At 57.4% G+C, this 17,886-nt stretch carries 11 protein-coding genes; 6 read left to right on the forward strand and 5 right to left on the reverse strand.

The genetic code is table 11. The features are described from left to right. Positions 1-84 precede the first annotated feature (84 nt). The 4 genes from NG895_RS12960 to NG895_RS12975 all read left to right on the forward strand — a co-directional run bounded on the left by NG895_RS12960 (position 85) and on the right by NG895_RS12975 (position 7,378). Positions 85-621, forward strand: a complete 537-nt coding sequence (locus NG895_RS12960) for a sigma-70 family RNA polymerase sigma factor (RefSeq protein WP_252852930.1) — start codon at positions 85-87, stop codon at positions 619-621. After that, positions 618-2,000 (forward strand): FecR family protein, encoded by a 1,383-nt coding sequence (locus NG895_RS12965; RefSeq protein WP_252852931.1) that lies wholly within the window; start codon positions 618-620, stop codon positions 1,998-2,000. Before NG895_RS12960 ends, NG895_RS12965 begins: the two co-directional genes overlap by 4 nt. Before the next feature lie 195 nt (positions 2,001-2,195). Continuing rightward, positions 2,196-4,505, forward strand: coding sequence for a glycoside hydrolase family 31 protein (locus NG895_RS12970; RefSeq protein WP_252852932.1), 2,310 nt, complete (start codon positions 2,196-2,198; stop codon positions 4,503-4,505). 62 nt (positions 4,506-4,567) lie between these two features. Next, positions 4,568-7,378: a glycoside hydrolase family 2 TIM barrel-domain containing protein gene (locus tag NG895_RS12975; RefSeq protein ID WP_252852933.1), complete on the forward strand. Its 2,811-nt coding sequence runs from the start codon at positions 4,568-4,570 to the stop codon at positions 7,376-7,378. Between the two features lie 68 nt (positions 7,379-7,446). Here the strand turns inward: NG895_RS12975 and NG895_RS12980 are convergent, their stop codons facing one another. From NG895_RS12980 to NG895_RS12990, 3 genes are all read right to left on the reverse strand, one after another. After that, positions 7,447-8,184 carry an RNA-binding protein gene (locus tag NG895_RS12980; RefSeq protein WP_252852934.1) on the reverse strand — a complete coding sequence of 246 codons (738 nt, stop codon included), beginning with the start codon at positions 8,182-8,184 and terminating at the stop codon, positions 7,447-7,449. A gap of 865 nt (positions 8,185-9,049) precedes the next feature. Continuing rightward, entirely contained in the window at positions 9,050-9,883 is an 834-nt protein-coding gene (locus tag NG895_RS12985; RefSeq protein WP_252852935.1) for a GGDEF domain-containing protein, read from the reverse strand. Positions 9,884-10,117: 234 nt separating this feature from the next. Continuing rightward, positions 10,118-10,309: a hypothetical protein gene (locus NG895_RS12990; RefSeq protein WP_252852936.1), complete on the reverse strand. Its 192-nt coding sequence runs from the start codon at positions 10,307-10,309 to the stop codon at positions 10,118-10,120. A gap of 440 nt (positions 10,310-10,749) precedes the next feature. Here NG895_RS12990 and NG895_RS12995 point away from each other — a divergent pair, with 440 nt between their 5' ends. Next, positions 10,750-12,279: a sulfatase family protein gene (locus tag NG895_RS12995; protein ID WP_252852937.1), complete on the forward strand. Its 1,530-nt coding sequence runs from the start codon at positions 10,750-10,752 to the stop codon at positions 12,277-12,279. A gap of 54 nt (positions 12,280-12,333) precedes the next feature. Here NG895_RS12995 and NG895_RS13000 read toward each other — a convergent pair whose 3' ends face one another. Next, positions 12,334-13,776 carry a sulfatase-like hydrolase/transferase gene (locus NG895_RS13000; RefSeq protein ID WP_252852938.1) on the reverse strand — a complete coding sequence of 481 codons (1,443 nt, stop codon included), beginning with the start codon at positions 13,774-13,776 and terminating at the stop codon, positions 12,334-12,336. Positions 13,777-14,456: 680 nt separating this feature from the next. On the opposite strand from NG895_RS13000, the gene NG895_RS13005 reads away from it, so the two are divergent. After that, positions 14,457-16,082 (forward strand): arylsulfatase, encoded by a 1,626-nt coding sequence (locus tag NG895_RS13005; protein ID WP_252852939.1) that lies wholly within the window; start codon positions 14,457-14,459, stop codon positions 16,080-16,082. A gap of 30 nt (positions 16,083-16,112) precedes the next feature. Here NG895_RS13005 and NG895_RS13010 read toward each other — a convergent pair whose 3' ends face one another. Beyond that, positions 16,113-17,432, reverse strand: a complete 1,320-nt coding sequence (locus NG895_RS13010) for a sulfatase family protein (RefSeq protein ID WP_261360894.1) — start codon at positions 17,430-17,432, stop codon at positions 16,113-16,115. Between the last annotated feature and the right edge of the window lie 454 nt (positions 17,433-17,886).

The raw sequence follows: 17,886 nt of genomic DNA on the forward strand, positions 1-17,886 counted from the left end.
AAATGGGCTCAGTACTTATAATTCGACAGCAATCAAGTACGCCGAGTTCGGCTTGCCGCATAGAGAACCGACTTTTAAATTACCATGGAAGTCACCGACTCATTTGATCGCGATCGGCGATTTGTCGATTTGTTAACCTCCCACCAGCGTGATCTGTACGTCTATACCCACACCCTGATGGCTGGCGATTCGGCTACGGCCGACGTCGTGCAGGATGCCAACGTCGATCTGTGGGCTCATAAGGACGATTACGATCAATCGCGGCCGTTCCTGCCTTGGGCGCTGCGTTTCGCCTACAACCGTGTGCTTGCCTTTCGCAAGACACGCAGCCGGTCGCGGCTGCTGCTGTCCGACGAGTTTGTGTCCTCCTTGGCCGCTTCGATGGACCACAATCCGTTAGAAGCGGATGGGCGGCTCTCGGCGTTGACTCGTTGCCTGGAACACCTGAAGGATGAGCAGCGAACGCTCCTGCAGGAGCGCTATACTTGCGGCGTTTCGGTGAAGGGACTAGCGGCTCGTCTAAACGCAACTGCGGATCAGATATCCAGCCGTCTGTATCGTCTGCGTAAGGACTTGGGCAGCTGCATCGAGCGGCGCATGGCTTCGGAGGCTTCATCATGACTAACGGAGCAGATGCTCAACTGATGCACTCATTGGACCGAGTGCTGGAGGAATCGTCCAGCGACCAGGAACGCGAGCAGTTTTCGCAATTGCTGGACGAAAATCCAGAGCTGGCCCGACTAGTCATCGATCAGTTGCAAACCGATGCGCTGTTGAAGTGGTCCTTCTCCCCCAGCCTCCCCAATGTCACCGTGGGCAGCCATGAGGCGGATGAGGCAACTACAGCAGCTTGCTCTCCCGATTCACCAACCCGCGTAGCTCGCCGTCGCTCTTGGAAGTTTGCAGTCGGAGTCGCGGTGGCAGCTTCGCTGGCAGGCTTGCTGGCGTTCTCATGGTTCAATCAAACAGCGCCCCGCACGCTGGGCGAAGTGTTGGCATCCAACAACGTGGAGTTTGGCGCCAGCTGCACGGCTATTGGGCCGGATCAGAAGATTACTGCAGGCATTCTGGAAATCACCTCAGGTAAACTATCGCTCGAGCTATCCAACGGAGTGACAATGTCGCTTCGTGGTCCAACGCAATGCCGTTTCGACTCGGACATGCTGGTCGAACTGGTGCGAGGTCAGGCCACGGCCGATGTCCCTCGCTGGGCGCGTGGATTTACCATTACTACTTCCGATATCGAAGTGGTGGACCTCGGCACCAGGTTTGGCGTTGCCAAGCTTGGGGATGCGAATACCGACGTGGTCGTGTTCGAAGGCGAGGTGGATCTCAAGTCGTTGGGCACGGCCGATAAACAGTTCGCCCGTCGGTTGACACAAGGCGAGGCCGCCAGAATCAACCGCATTGGGAAGATCGAACGGATTTTCCAGGTGCATGGCGAAGCCAACGACGACAGTTGGTCGACACTCGAACCCGATAGCCAAGATGGTGTGATTGCCGCGGTGTGGGACAACCTCGGCGCGACGAAGAGCGTCAGCTACTACCAAGTGATCCCCCGAGGACTGGATGAGGATGTGCACGCCTACGTTGATCATCCGCACCAATGGAATGGCCTGACGAGCGAAGGTATACCGCCGCTGCTGCTGGGTGCCGATTACGTTCGCACCGTGAATGACTATCGCTATCTGAACGAGTTATCGATCGAGGTAGAGTTCGCTGCTGACGCCACACTGTTCATCATTTACGACGATCGGTCGGAGCTTCCGGACTGGTTGACAAGTCAATTTGAAGATACCGGCTTCGACATTGGGCTGGATGAAGATGCCTGGGGAGGGAATCCGACATTCACCGTGGCAGAAGGCCCAGCGGAGAGCATTGACAACACATTTTCGGTCTGGCGACGACCTTGTGCCGCCGGCGAGACAATGACGCTTGGATCGATGCGAGTAGGACGTGAAGCACGAGCAATGTACGGCATCGCCGCGACGCCTCGCTAGCCGGCTTGCTGATTCTTACCGATCCTGCTCAGCAATTACCACTCGCGTTGGCCGAATATAAACCGCACTAGCAGCGTACCAATGACGAACACCTCTTCGCCTATTTGGCTTTTGAAGACAGGCGGCCTGCTGACTGCATTACTTTCAACGGTCCTTACGCATGTTTCACAGGGGGAACATCGCCTAGGAGACCGCGTGGACGTTGCCGAGGAGTTTCGCGAACTCGGCAACGTCCACTTTGTTGGAACACGGCTAGCCGACTTCGACGCCTCGACTGGCCGCGGACACATCGAGTGGCAGCGCTACGTGCGTCAGCCCAGCTTGTCGTTCAACAAGCTGGACTTTCCGCTGGTACGAGGCGCCAGCACCGAGTTTCCCGAGAGTGAATACGAGCGCGATCCCCAACTGCCTTTCGAAGTATCGGTGGTGAGCCCTCGGACGTTTCGCCTGCGTTTCCACTCGCGGGCTATCGATGTAGATCGCACTCCCTCGCTGATGCTCGCCGGACCGGTTCCCGCTGACAAGGCCCCGCAGGTGTCGCAGTCGGAGGAAGCCATCACCCTATCGACGTCGTCGGCTGCACTTCGCATCGAGCGTGATCCATGGCGGATAGTCCTCTGCGACGCACTGGGAAACGAGCTCACCCGCACACGATCGCTCAACGACCCGCCGTCGTTTACGCCGTCGACGCCATTTTCGTTCATTCGACGCGAGAAGGACCTGACCCGCCTATTCGCCTGCGCCACGACCTTGAAGTACGACGAACAGATCTTCGGTTGTGGCGAGTCGTTCACCCGCTTCAATAAGCGAGGGCAACGTGTCATTGCGATGACACGCGATGCGCTGGGAGCCCAATCGGAGCGGATGTACAAACCTATTCCCTTCTACATGACAAGCGCGGGCTACGGCGTGTTCGTTCACACTAGCACGCCGGTGTCGTTCGATTTTGGCAAGCAATTCGATGGCACCAACATCGCGTACACAGGGGACGAAACGCTCGACCTGTTCCTGTTTGTGGGGTCTCCCAAACAGATCCTGGCCGAATACACGAGCCTTACGGGCCGCAGTCCCATGCCCCCGGCCTGGTCGTTTGGCCTGTGGATGAGTCGCATCACCTACAATAGCGCCGCTGAGCTGCGGGATGTCGCCACCAAGCTGCGTGAGTATCAGATCCCTTGCGATGTTATCCACCTCGACACGGGTTGGTTCTCGCAAGACTGGCAGTGCGATTTTGAGTTTGACTCCGAGCGATTCCCGGATCCCGCGAAGATGATCAGCGACCTGCGCGATCAGGGGCTTCGCCTATCGCTCTGGCAGCTTCCCTACTTCACGCCCAAGAATCCGCTGTACCAGGAAGCAGCCCAGGCGGGTCTATTCGTGAAGAGCCAAAACGGGAAGCTTCCCGCCGAAGACGGAGTACTCGACTTCAGCAATCCGGAAACGGTCGAGTGGTACCAGGAGAAGATACGCAATCTCCTGCGGCTAGGCGTGGCGGTGATCAAGGTCGACTTTGGAGAGGACGCTCCGCTCGACGGGCTCTATGCCTCAGGGCGAACTGGATGGTACGAACGCAATCTTTATCCGCTTAGATATAACCAGTTGGTGTCCGACCTGACGTACGACACCACCGACGAACGTTTAATCTGGGCACGCAGCGCCTGGGCCGGAAGCCAACGTTACCCCCTGCATTGGGGCGGCGATGCCGAAAACTCCTACTCGGCCATGGCGGCGTCGCTGCGAGCGGGGCTATCGTTCGGACTGTCTGGCTTTACCTACTGGAGCCACGACGCCGGTGGATTCGTCAATGCGCCAGACAAAGAACTCTACGCCCGCTGGCTCGCCATGGCGGCGCTGAGTTCGCACACTCGTTGCCATGGCGCTCCGCCACGCGAACCGTGGCTGATAGACGACGAGTTTGTTGATCTATTTCGCCGCACTATCGCCATGCGCTACCGATTGCTGCCCTATCTGTTGTCGGAGGCCGCTGCCAGCTCCGAAGCAGGGCTGCCCTTGTTGCGGCCGCTTTTCGTTGAGTACCCACACGATCGCACCAGTTGGCTGATCGATGATCAGTATCTACTGGGCAGTAAGCTCCTGGTCGCCCCGCTGTTTGCTGACACGGAATCTCGAGACGTCTACCTGCCGCCGGGCCGCTGGGTTGATTACCAGACCGGGAACGCCTTTGAAGGCCCCGGTTGGCATCCGATCACCGCCGGCGAAATTCCAATCGTGGTGCTGGTCCCGGAGGGAACACTACTCGCACACGCCGAACTCGCCCAGCATACTGGAGATATCGACTGGTCGCACCTCGACGTGGTGTTGTACGGCAAGCCCAACGACAAATCTGTCGCCACAATTCACTTGCCTGGACGAAAGTCGATGACAATGCGTGTCGAACCACCGGGCGATGGAATTCGCGATGAACTTCAGCTCTTGCTCGATTCGGCAGGCAACGCGGTAGAATGTCGCTTGAAGCAGGTGCCGGGAGCTCCCCCAACCGATTGAACTCAGCAGGCAAGGCGATGCACATCACTTCTCTTCACACTCGGACAGTCCTTCACCTCGCGATGCTAGTCCTCACCGGGATCGGTGTAGTCACCCCCAGTGCACAGGGTACGACGCGCGATTTCAATCGCGGCTGGAAGTTTCACCTGGGAGATGTTCCAGACGCCCAGGAGCGAACTTGTGACGATACCGACTGGGAGATCGTGCGAACCCCACACGACTGGGCCATTGCTGGCCCCTTTGATCCCGATGAGCACGGATATGCAGGAAAACTGCCCTGGCGAGGCATTGGGTGGTATCGGAAGTGGATGACGGTCGATCGAAGTCACGAAGGCTCGCAGGTCTACCTCGATTTTGACGGGGTCATGTCGTCTCCAAAGGTCTACGTGAATGGAAAACTGGCCGGTGAGTGGGACTATGGTTACACCCCGTTCCGAATAGATATCACTCCCTTCATTCAGTTCGGCCGGGCGAATGTCGTTGCTATTTGTGTTGACAACCGTCGGCACGGTACGCGGTGGTACCCGGGGGCGGGAATCTACCGGAACGTCTCCCTGGTGGTCAGCCCGCCGGTCCATCTGGCACATGGCGGGACGCAAATCACCACTCCCGCCATCGCTGGCGAGCAGGCGACCGTGGAGGTCTCGAACGAGATCGATAGTTTCTTGAAGATCGACCAACCGGTGGACGTGGAGGTGACAATTCGCGAGCCGAGTGGCGCAGAGATTCACCGTCGGCGTATGGCCAAAGTGTCCGCGGCGGGAGAGCGCGTTTCTGTAGCACACGAGTTTACCATCGACCAACCAGCTCTCTGGGATGTGGATACTCCGAACAACTATCTCTGCGTCACGGAACTACGCGTGCAAGACCAGGTAGTCGAGCGTCGCTACACAACATTCGGCATTCGCTCATTTCAGTTCACAGCCGATGATGGCTTCCATTTGAATGGTCGGCGCGTCAATCTGCGGGGCGTGAACCTGCATCACGGCCTGGGCGCTCTGGGGGCCGCATTCAACAAGCGTGCTATGCGGCGGCGACTCGAACTGCTGCAGGACATGGGGGTCAACGCCATTCGCACCAGCCACAACCCGCCGGCGTCCGAACTGCTCGACTTGTGTGACGAGATGGGCATCCTGGTGTGGGACGAGTTGTTCGACAAATGGGACGAAACGGCAGGACGGCACGATGGCAATCCCCCCTTCGAGCAGTACGTTGCTCGACACGCCGAAAACTTCATTCGCCGCGACCGCAATCATCCCTCAGTGGTCGTGTGGTCGATCGGCAATGAGATCAGCAATCAACCTCATTCGCCTGAAGGCAAGTCGCGCGATCGCGTCCGCCTGGCACGAGCAGAATTCTTGCGTCATGACGACACCCGGCCGGTGGGGATTGGCTGTCATATTCCCGATACGGCCAAGACCGACATCCTTGCGGACCTTGATGTCGTGGGCTGGAACTACCAACAGCGGTATGACAAGTTCCGCCGGGCATTCCCAGAGATCCCCATAATCTACAGCGAGACAGCCTCGGCCTTGAGTAGTCGTGGCCAGTACCGCCTGCCGCTGCCCAGTGACAAATGCGACTACGGAACCGATGGGCAGCTCTCGGCCTACGAATTGCTGGCGGCTCCCTGGGCCGATATTCCGGAGATCGAGTTCCATCGCTTGAAGCGTGACAAGTTCCTGGCGGGCGAGTTCGTTTGGACCGGGTTCGATTACCTGGGAGAACCCACGCCATTCGAGCAGGATTCACGCAGCTCCTATTTTGGTATTTTCGACCTGGTAGGTTTCCCCAAGGATCGCTTCTACCTGTACCGCAGCGTGTGGCGTCCCGACACCCCGACCCTGCACATTGCGCCTCACTGGAATTGGCCGGGCCACGAAGGCCAACGGGTGCCGGTAATGGTCTACACCAATGGTGATTCGGCTGAGTTGTTCCTCAACGGAAAGTCGCTCGGCGTTCGTAACAAAGGTGAGGCCCCTCCGCAGCCGATCAACCTGATCGAATCAGCAACCATCAAAGTCAGTTCTTCAAATTCGGAAGCCCTGACTTCGCTTGTCGATGTAGATCCGCAAGGTTGGTGTGCCGAGCAGTCCGATGCTGCCCCACGTCTGACGGCCGATCTCGGAGAGATTCGCCCTCTGCGGTCCGTTGCCATTCAGTTTCCGAAGGAGTCGAAGAACTATGAGTACACGATGGAAGTATCTCGCGATGGCCACGATTGGACCACCGTTGTCGACCAGAAGTCGAGCCAGCACCCCAAGTGGGGTGGCGTGAAGGAGGCTATCCATCAGCTAGACAGCTCCGCACGGTATCTGCGATTGCAGTTTGGGCCTTTGGCCGACGGCATCGAACCCTCCATCGAGACGATGCGAGCCTACTCTGAGGCCGTAGAGTCATCCTACTTCCAGCAGACGTATGACTATCGCTTGCGATGGAATGATGTGCGGTACGAGCCAGGTGAACTGCGGGCCGTGGCCTACAATGATGGCAAGGAGATCGCCGAACAAATCCTCCGCACTGCCGGACCAGCAAGCGCACTGGCTCTCACGCCCGACCGCAACGAAGTGCTTTCCGATGGCATCGACATGGTCTTCATCGCCATCCGAGCCGTCGACGAGAACGGCGTATTTAACGAATTGGCCGAGAACAAAGTGAGCATCTCCGTGCAAGGCCCGGGCACCTTGGAAGCAACCGCTAATGGCGACCCGACCTCGATGGAGTCGTTCCATTCCTCACAGGTTCAATTGTTCGCAGGCAAAGCGATGGCCATCATTCGACCCAAGGAAGGCCTCGGCGGTACGATCACTGTTCGCGTGGAGTCCGAAGGACTCGAGCCGGCCCAAGTGACGCTGGAATCGGGTAGGGAGTAGCAAGCGCAGGGGCCCGGCTACACCAGCAGTCACTCGAAGTGGCCCACTTCTCTCCCTCCGCGTCGAAACTATGGCATGGCCCCCGTCGCCGGCGGGTTTCTGCGAATGGAGATGTGGTTTCGATAGGTCCCGCTTCGGTGACCTACGCACTCCCAACCGCGCCCCACCGAAGTTGCAGCCAGCGTTACCCAGATTTGAATCTCTGAGTCTTTGCGTGACCCGAGCCGCTGAAACTCGATTGCGTTGACAGGCACACCCCATCCCGCTGTGGGCGAAATCGCCGTACTGAGCTGCGACGACCAATCCTCGAGAACCACCGTAGCGATCTGCTGGCGATGGTCGCGGACCACTAATTCGAGGGGGGCGCCATCCCGCATGGGCCCTGAAGCCAACAGTCGGAACGGTCCTTTCTCGCCAGAACTCGCTTCGACGACGCGGAATGTACTGTCTGCGTCTAAATACGCAAAACGTGCGGGCCGCCCTGTGGGATAATCGGCAGGCAGTACGTCGATGTGGGTGTCTCCGCAGGGAGAGAATGCGAGAGAGATGTCTCGGTGCCCGGTGATAGAGACGACGCAGAACGAATTCAGATGAGAATACGTTGCTTGCTTCACGATCGTGGACGCCTTGAGCTCCACTCGCCCACCGATATTCGGCTTATCTATCCGAATGGACGATCCGTCGGTATACGCACAATGGCAACCATCCTGATCGACAATGCAACTGCTGACCTTCCGATCACTGTTTCGGAGCGGTGCGAGTATCGACCAGAAACCGTCTTGCGTCGTACGGTCAAAGGTCAACAAGGGAGAGATATGAAGATTTGCGTTACCGCACTCTGCCGAGAGTTCCGCCATGGCGGGATGAAAGTTGTTTCCCTCCCCAAGCTGCACCAGTGGCGAATTATGCGACGATAGATCTACCTCCGACAAACCGGAGGTTACGCTGGAGGCGGGCCTTGTACTGGGACGAGCAGGCACCTGTGCCCAAACTGCAAAAGCCCCGATGGCCCCACCAGCGATCACGGCCGATATCCAGACCATTGCTCTGAGTTGAGCCACCCGAAAGATGGCGATGCCTCCAACAAGTAGTAGCACCGCGGGAAACACACCCGCCAGCCACAGCCGCTCCAGGCTAACTGGAAAAAGCAAACGCCCGGTTAGAGCCAATGCCCCCCATGCGGCTGCACATCCTGCAAGGCTGATGGCCGGAATCTTGTGTTGGTGCCTCAACGCTGCCACGAGGGAAGCAAGCAGACATAGCATGACCGCCAACGGAACAGCGGTATTCAGCCAGAATCGACAGTGAGTAAGCGGAAACCCTTTTGGACTCAACCACCAGTAGAAGGATACAACGACCAGATGCGCGGCTAGAGCAGTTTCCACGAAGATCCGGCTGAGGACTCCAACCCTTACCCGGTTGACTTCGGAAACGATGGACTCACGCACTTCACTTGCTCCGCATCATGACTGAAATGGAGTCTAGCTCTTCATCGGGTCGAACACTGCAGCAGTTACCGCAAGTACTCTGCAAGCCAGCAAGCTGGGACTTCACCCTAAACTGCAATTCTCGTTAGCGGAAAGAGAGCCAACTGTGCGGGCGATTCTAGCATACCCGTTGGCATAAATAGCACTCCAATTGCAGCGAGAGAAGGATCGTCACCCCACCATGCTAAGCGACGAGTCTAAAGGTGGCCGCATTTTTCGAGTTCTGCTTGACTTCATACATGAGCAGATCGGCACCATGGATCATATCCTCGATCGAATCGGGCAGCGATTGGTAAACAGCCACCCCGATACTGAAGGTCACCGGCCAATTGCTCTGCTGCATTCGCTCGAGCAGACTTTCACGCAGCCTGGAGATCACCAGTTCTGCTTCCTCCAGGCTGGCTTCTGGCAACAGGACTGCAAACTCGTCTCCGCCCATTCGGGCAGCGGTGTCCATCTTGCGAATATTCAACTCCATTGTTTCGGCCATGGCTTTTAGCAGTTCGTCGCCGGCACGATGTCCCAATGTGTCGTTCACGGCCTTGAAGTTATCGCAATCGATAAATGCGACTGCCAAGTAGCCGTTGTTCCGCTTAGAACGCGCCAACTCCCGCTCGGCTGTATCGCGAAAGGCTTTGGAGTTCGATAGACCGGTTAAGGCATCGGTGCGAGCAAACAGCCGTTCCCGTTCATGGGCAACTCGCAATCTAAACAGCATGCCGATGATCACGGTGAAGAATACAAAATGCACTGAAGCTATCCACAAACCTTGCGGACTGACGCTATGCATCTGGAGCACCACCACGTCGTCAATCATCCATGCCGACGAGCAGACGGCAGCCGCGCAGTATGCGACGGCTGGTCGAACGACTGTACAAAGCAGGAAGATGGAAGGCAGGTAGCACACAATCAGCGGGAATCTGTCGCCGGTCAGTAAATCGACCGCCGCCACCAGGGAAGCAATGCCAACAGACAGGAGAAGTGCAGCCCGCGTGTGCTCTTCGCACCATTCGAACAATTGAGGTAGCCGCGACTGAGAATACGACCGCTTCGACATCGACTGCGCCTTACTGTTCGATGGTCCCCTCTAGGGAGCATAAATGGTGAACCGTAGAATTCTAGCTCGCGTACCCCGAATGGGGGACTGGGAAATCGGAAACGCCATAGGAAGCCTGTCTTTTGCCTCCCGCACAATCCATACAGTCGTGCCACCGAACTACCGAGCAGAAGAGGGCGCAGCCTTGCTCACGCGCTAGCTTTTTCGCACCGATGGTTGTTGAGTATGGGGGGGATGGCCATTGAACGGCGTTTGCAGGTCATGGTCGAGCGATGCGGAGTGCTCACTGTGTTGATCCTGTTCCCCATGCGAGTCGAGGTTGTGGTAAGTCGTCGACACCCCGGCGGCCACAGTACCCACCGACCGCGCTATCGATAGGTTCGACATTCGCCCTCTCTTCACGGAGGGGGCGGTCGGATCAACTTCATCGACTTTGCCTTGTTCAGGAACGAGTATGAAGCCGACCAAGGACTGGGCAGCTTCCCGAACATTGGACTGCACGTGCCCGAACCACAAAGCCTGGCTTTGTTTGGCTTGGCAACCCTTCGCGCAGAAACGTGCAAGACTCCGCAACACGCGACGAGGATTCTGCTTGTTTACCATGGCCTTCTCCAAGCTTACCCGGTCCGTAGTTGGGGGCGACTGCTCCGACGACAACATTGAACGTGAGTTCGGACTCCCTCCCCCCAGTCGTTGCGATTGCAGTTATAATGCGCTGGGTCCAGCCTGGGCTTGCGGGGGCTGGCAAAAAATGCAGCGTGCCTCCCCACCACGCGCTCGATGCCGGACGAAGTCAAAGATCAGCATCACTGGGAGTCTTCGAGATCATGCGTACTGTCATAGTGTTGGCGTGCACCTTAGCAGGCAGCTTCGCCGCGGCGGTAGAGCCTGCCCATGAAGCTCAACGCCATCCGAATATCGTCTACATTTTGGCTGATGATCTCGGGTACGGCGACGTATCCTGCTACAACCAGAACGCAGCCTGGCAAACGCCCCACCTGGACCGGCTGGCCACCGAAGGCATGCGTTTCACCGACGCTCACTCGGGGTCGTCGGTCTGCACGCCAACGCGGTACGGTGTCCTGACCGGTCGATATGCCTGGAGGTCGCGACTGAAGCGTGGCGTGCTCAATGGTACGTCGCCGCATTTGATTTCTCCTGAGCGGCTGACCGTAGCGAAGATGCTCCAGCAGAATGGCTATCAAACCGCCTGCATTGGCAAGTGGCATTTGGGCTGGGATTGGCCTGGAACGGACGATGGCAGCCAAGCAATCGACTACTCGAAACCGGTGCAGAATGGCCCGGGGGCCATTGGTTTCGACTACCACTACTGTCATTCAGCATCGCTCGACATGCCCCCCTACGTGTATGTGGAAGACAATCGAGTGACCTCCCTGCCCGACCGAGTCACTGAGAATAAGGACTCGAAAGGATTCTGGCGCAAAGGAGACACGGGAGCTGATTTCACGCACCGCGACGTGCTCTCAAATTTTACCAAGCGGGCCGTGGCATACATCGAAAAACGAGCCTCGAAAGAACCGCCCTTCTTTCTCTATCTCGCATTTCCTTCCCCCCATACTCCAATCCTGCCAACGGCCGAATTCCAGGGCAAGAGTGGCACCAATGCGTATGGAGACTTTGTGCTCCAGACGGACGATGCGATTGGACAGATCTTGGAAGCTGTCGATAATGCCGGCATCTCGCAGAACACGATCGTTATGGTCACCAGTGACAATGGTTGCTCTCCGCGAGCTGACTATGAGGAATTGTCTCGGTTTGGGCACGATCCGAGCAGTGGTTTCCGCGGTCACAAAGCGGACATTTTCGAAGGTGGACATCGAGTACCTTTTGTGGTGCGCTGGCCCCAACGAGTGAAGCCTGGCACGAGTTGCGATGCAACTATTTGCCTCACCGATCTGATGCGTACATGCGCCGACGTGATCGACGTCTCGCTCCCCGACCACGCAGGCGAAGACAGTGTTAGCTTCCTGCCCGCCCTCCAAGAGCCGCAAACCACCGACGGTGTGCGCGACAGCATCATTCACCATTCGATCAACGGATCATTTGCTATTCGTCAAGGCAAATGGAAGTTGGCCCTCTGCCCTGGTTCCGGCGGGTGGAGCAACCCCACTCCAGCCAACGCACGTAAGGAGCAATTGCCTTTGGTGCAGTTATTCGACTTGGAAAAGGACCTAGCGGAAAGCACCAACGTGGCCAAAGACCATCCCGAGGTCGTCGACATGCTGATAGAGAAACTTCGGCAGGATGTCGAGCGTGGTCGGAGCACACCCGGCAGGCGTCAACAAAACCACGGTGCAACGCCCTTCTTGCCCAAGGGCTACGAGCAGGCGGCCTGATCAACTTCGACTCCGCTTCGCCACAAGACAGAGCGGTCGTACTGGAGGACGGTGCTAGTCCTGGTTGGCGGCTGCCTGAGGTTCCGGCACACCTGCGTCAGCAGGCATGTTCGAGTTCCACTCCATGGCAAGTTCGTGCAGTCGCCCGGCCACGTCGGGATAACCACTGACAATGTTCGTGGTTTCTGAGGCATCCACCTTCAAGTCATAGAGTTGGCGGTCGCTACCATCGCAGTTCACGTAGTACTTCCATTTACCGTCTCGCACCGCCAAGTCGGGATTGTCCTGCTTGCCAGCCTGATCAAAGCCAGGTCGGTCGGGCGGGCGGCGCCAGACGATGGGAGCCTGGCGGCCCTCAGTGGAGTTTGCGAGCAATGTCTCCGACACGTCCTCCCCATCCAACTCGGCCCCTTCCGGCAAAGCCACGCCGCAAATCTCATAGAGCGATCGATTGATATCAATCGAACTGAGCACCGCCTCGCCATTGGTCGTGCCGGCGGAACCATCCGCAAGCAGTCCTGGCCCCCATACGATCAGGGGAGATCGAACTCCCCCTTCATAGAGCCAGCCCTTCGACCCGCGAAGTGGTTGCGAGGTACCGGCCCCGTCCTCAGGGCCATTGTCGGAGCAGAACACGATGAGTGTCGAATCTCGAAGTGCCTTATCCCCTCGAATCCTCTTGAACAGCGGACCAAGCTGCTCGTCCATCGAGTCCAGCACTCCTTCGTAGAGCCCACGCTTGTCATCAGCCCAACGATCAAGGGGAGGATAGAGCGGGGTGTGAACATCGTCCGGCCAAACGTTCACGTAAAAAGGCTCTTGGCGACGTTGCGCTTCGTCAATGAACGAGATCGCAGTTTGCACAAATCCCTCGGTCACGTGAGAGCGAAGCTTCCAAACGGGAGGCCCTCCCAAACGAATGGCGTCGCCCCAAATTTTGCGAGGCTTCTCCCATTCAGGCGTCATGGCCAGTGGCAACAACTTGGGCCCCATGCCCTCGAAGTTGGTCAGACTCTGGTCGAATCCGTAACTGGAGATGAAGGGTGCATCGTCGACATTTCGTTGTCCGCCCATGTGCCATTTGCCGAAATGACCTGTCGCATAGCCGGCCGCTTGCAACTGCCGGGCGAGCACAGGTGCTTGCGGATCGAGCCATTGCGCCATCTCTCGCTGCTCGTTGCTCTGGCGGTTGTTCAGAAACGAAGTGATTCGCCAACGCTGTGGGTACTGCCCCGTCGTGAGTGCAACGCGCGAAGGACTGCAAATCGGCGAGTTCACATAAAAGTTCGTGAAACGCACTCCCTCAGCGGCCAGCCTGTCGATGTGTTGCGTCTTCGGTCCTGTGCCACCAAAACAGGACAGGTCCGACCAACCCATGTCGTCGATGAACACGACAACAACGTTGGGCTTGGTGGGAGTTTGAGCAGCGACCTGGTCACCGATAAGCGTTGTCGCGATCAGGGTTAGGATGCATATCAACATGAAGCGGAAACTCATAGCGTGCCTTCTTCTCTGTCGTTTTCGCGGTTCGTGTGGTCCTGCCGCGTTCTATTCAGCGGCCGACGGCATGGTTGGCCCCACGTGCCAAGCTGCCTGGGCGACGAATGCGCCCGCACAATCGATGCTATGTCAATTGTACATTGCCGGAAAGGTGGCGTCTCCAACCACGGTGCGAGGCGACCGCAATTCTCGGGAGAATCGCGGGACTACTGATGGGGCGTCGTCACCCACCGAGCAACGATTTTTCTTGCCAATTTGAAGACGACAGTATCAAGTTCCACATGGAAACGCTCCCGCGACGGGACCTGCCTGTCTGGTAAGGAAGAAGAGTCATGGGCCGTGTTTGCAACGGTCTAGGTTGTTGTGTCGAGAATCCATTCGACGTCACTTCTTACCTACCTGAAGGCAGCGAAGGCGGGTGCAGGAACCCGTAATTCCAGGGGCTCTTTCCCTCCAAATCGTGGTCCATCTGTGGTTCGGCATCGCTCCATCTCCACTCTATACTGGCACGACTCGGGTGTGGTGCGCCCTTTTTGTTAGCATCCGGCTGCAGTCGAGTCATCCGATTCGGACCCTCCCGATGGTAGAATTCAGTTCGACTTACATACTCACTTCCGGCAGACGACGTTCGTCAGGTAGTGACAGTATAAAGAACGACCCCCGACTGGCAGGCGAATATGCATAGTAGAAGCGAACTCCAACGGATTACCAACTTAACCTGCATCCTTGTCGTCACGCTCTGTGTCGCAGGCGCCACCGGGGCCGCAGAACGTCCCAATATCATCCTGGTGATGGTCGATGACATGGGTTTTTCCGATCTGGGCTGCTACGGAGGAGAAATCGACACACCCAACATCGATGCCCTGGCTGCGGGTGGAGTTCGCTTCTCGCAGTTCTACAACACGGCTCGCTGCTGTCCGACCCGGGCCACATTGATGACCGGCTTGCATCCGCACCAGGCAGGCATCGGCCACATGACCAACGATCCACACAACGTCCGCGACGACCGCGTACCGGCCTACCAGGGATACCTTAACCGCAACTGCGTGACCATTGCAGAGGTACTACATCAGAGTGGTTACGATACTCTGATGACTGGCAAGTGGCACCTTGGCTTCCACGACCAGGATCGCTGGCCGCTGCAGCGAGGATTCGACAAGTACTATGGCTGTATTCCCGGTGCCACGCGGTTCTTCTATCCCGAACACCCGCGGGGAATGACTTTCGGCAACGAAGCGATCGAGACTCCCGAGAGCACCACCGACGAGGCCTTTTACACGACCGATGCCTTTACCGACTATGCGATTCGTTTCATCGACGAACATGAGCAGCAGTCGGAGAAACCCTTCTTTTTGTACCTTGCTTACACCGCCCCCCACTGGCCCTTGCAGGCCTTTGAGGACGACATCGCCAAGTATCGGGGTCGCTACAAGATTGGTTGGGACGAGCTCCGCAGGCAACGGTATCAACACCAGATAGAACTTGGCCTGATTGATCCTCAGTGGAAACTATCGCAACGGACCAACTCCATTCCGGCCTGGGACTCCCTCGATGAAGCGAAGCAGGACGAGATGGACCTGAAAATGGCTATCTACGCTGCGATGGTTGACCGGATCGATCAGAACATGGGCAAGCTGACCGACTATCTCACCCAGCACGACTTGCTGAACAACACTCTGATCATTTTCCTGTCCGACAATGGGGCCTGCGCCGAGGGAGGCATTCTCGGGCGGGGTGAATTCTACGATGTCGAGCGTCGCAACCAGCAACCCGCAAATTCGTACGGAGAAGCCTGGGCCAACGCCAGTTGCACTCCGTTCAGACTATACAAGCACTTCGCTCATGAAGGAGGGACATCGACACCTTTCTTCATGCACTGGCCGGCCGGAATCAAGCGTCAGAACGACTGGTACACCACCCCGGGGCAACTGGTCGACGTGATGCCGACCATTCTCGATGTCGCCGGCGCGGAGTATCCGACGGAGTACGAAGGACACGAAATCCCGCCCGGCAGTGGCGTCTCGTTACGTCCCGCCTTCCAAGGATCGCGGCTGGAGAGATCTGCTCCCATCTGCATCGAGCATGAGAATAATGCCTTCCTGCGAGATGGCAAGTGGAAACTCGTCGGGCGAGGCGTGGCTGGACGCCAAGGAGTTCGGGAGGATCGCTGGCAACTCTATGACATGCAGGCCGATCGCACCGAAACAAACAACCTGGCCGATGAGATGCCGGAGAAAGTCAACGAACTGGCTGCAATTTGGGAAGCCTGGGCCAAAGACGCGAAGGTCTACCCGAAACCCTAGGCCCGCGTAAGTTGCCACCTGGCCCGCAGGCTAGTTTCCTTGGTCGTTCTGCTCCGCCATCCATTCGTCCAGCGAGTGCCGCATCTCGTCCAGTACTGATGCATAGGCGGGATCGTCCACCAGGTTCCGCAGCTCCTTCGGGTCCGAAGCCAGATCGTACAGTTCCTCGGGCACGCGATGTTGGTACCGATGTACAACGGCTGCCGCATGGTCGTCGGTCTTGGCTTTTTCGACCCAACTTGGCCAGTAAGGGGAGTCGGCCACGACGTTCGTCACATGCGAAGTGAATACGTGATCCGACTCGAGATTGCGAATGTACTTGAACCGGTCGCCTCGGACGGTGCGAGAGGCAAAGTCGTTGTGCTTGCCATCACCTGAATGGGTGGCAAAGATCAGGTCGCGATGCGTCTCTGCCTTTCCTGCAAGCACCGGCAGGAACGACCGGCCATCGAGATCGTCGGGAGTCTCGCCACCAGCAACATCGACGAGTGTTGGCAATACATCGACCCACGACACCTTGGCCGGCGTCCGCACGTTCTTCTCAATATGTCCCGGCCATACGGCAACCATCGGGGTGCGGATCCCCTCGTCGTAGAGATTCCATTTGGCGAAGGGCCATTGAGCGCCATGGTCGCTGGTGTGCAGGAATAGCGTGTTGTCGCCCAACTTGGCGTAGGCGGCATCAAACACCTGCCCCAGCTCACGATCCATGCGATGAATCGCCTGATAGTACTTCGCCCGCGCCTTGCGCGTGGCAGGGGTGCGGACGTGATGATAGGGAATCTCAATATCCTTCGCGCGAATGTCTTTGGCTTGTGGCCAGGGCACATGCGGCCAGTTGGTGCCGACGAACAGGCAAAGAGGTTTGTCGCTATCCCTGGCTTCAAGCCACTTCAGCGCCTCCTCGACGCATTGGTCTTCGTGGTAGTTGAAGAACTTCGCGATATCGAATCCGTACTGCGTCGTTTGGCGATAGTGCCCCACCTTGCCGAAGGCAACGACCTCATAGCCCAGGTCGTGAAGATAGGCCGGCAGCTTCTTAATTGCCGGCTTGGGGCGTGCATGGTTAAACTCGGCTCCGTTCCGCGCCGGCATTAGACCAGTTAGCAGTGCAGCTCGGCTCGGAGCACATGAAGGCGACGCAACGAAGGCTCGATCGAACGTTATCCCCTGCTCTGCAACGCGTCGCATGTTGGGCGTGTCCAGGTCGATCGCCCCATACAGAGACGAGTCTGCCAACGTATGGTCGTCGGAAAGAAACACCACAATGTTGGGCGGAGAGGTGGCACAAGCAGTCAGCGACAGGAGACAGCAGACAACACAAGCAGTAAGTCTTAAGATCAAGTGCATGGCAATTCGAATGGCTGGAGGAAGAAAAGCAACCTTTTCTATTCTATGCCATTCGCACTCCGCACTACACACCCGACCGATAGATTGCCGCCCGTTTCGATGTGATTTAATTCCCGATTTTTGGGGAGATTTTCAATCAGATTTCGCGGCCCCTGCGTTCAGAGACCACCGGGTGCGCTTACAATCTCGATGGACCAACCGGTCGCTAAGTGAGAAGTAAGAAACGACGTCCCTTCGCCTTAAGAACTCTTTCAGAATTGGTGGGCAGGCTGGGGCGCCGGTGAGCAAGTCCGTGGTACGGAGGCCGAAGCGGGCGAATTGTGCTGGCCGACACAACAAGCCAAACCGGGATGCCAAATATGAAAGGAATCTAGGAGGTTGAATTGCGACCAGTGAGTCTGAAAACGACCACCTCCAATCAAAAAACATCCCGCTGTTGGCGGGATGTCGTAAT

The organism is Aeoliella straminimaris, from assembly GCF_024054565.1.
In the GTDB taxonomy this organism is placed as follows: Bacteria; Planctomycetota; Planctomycetia; order Pirellulales; family Lacipirellulaceae; genus Aeoliella; species Aeoliella straminimaris.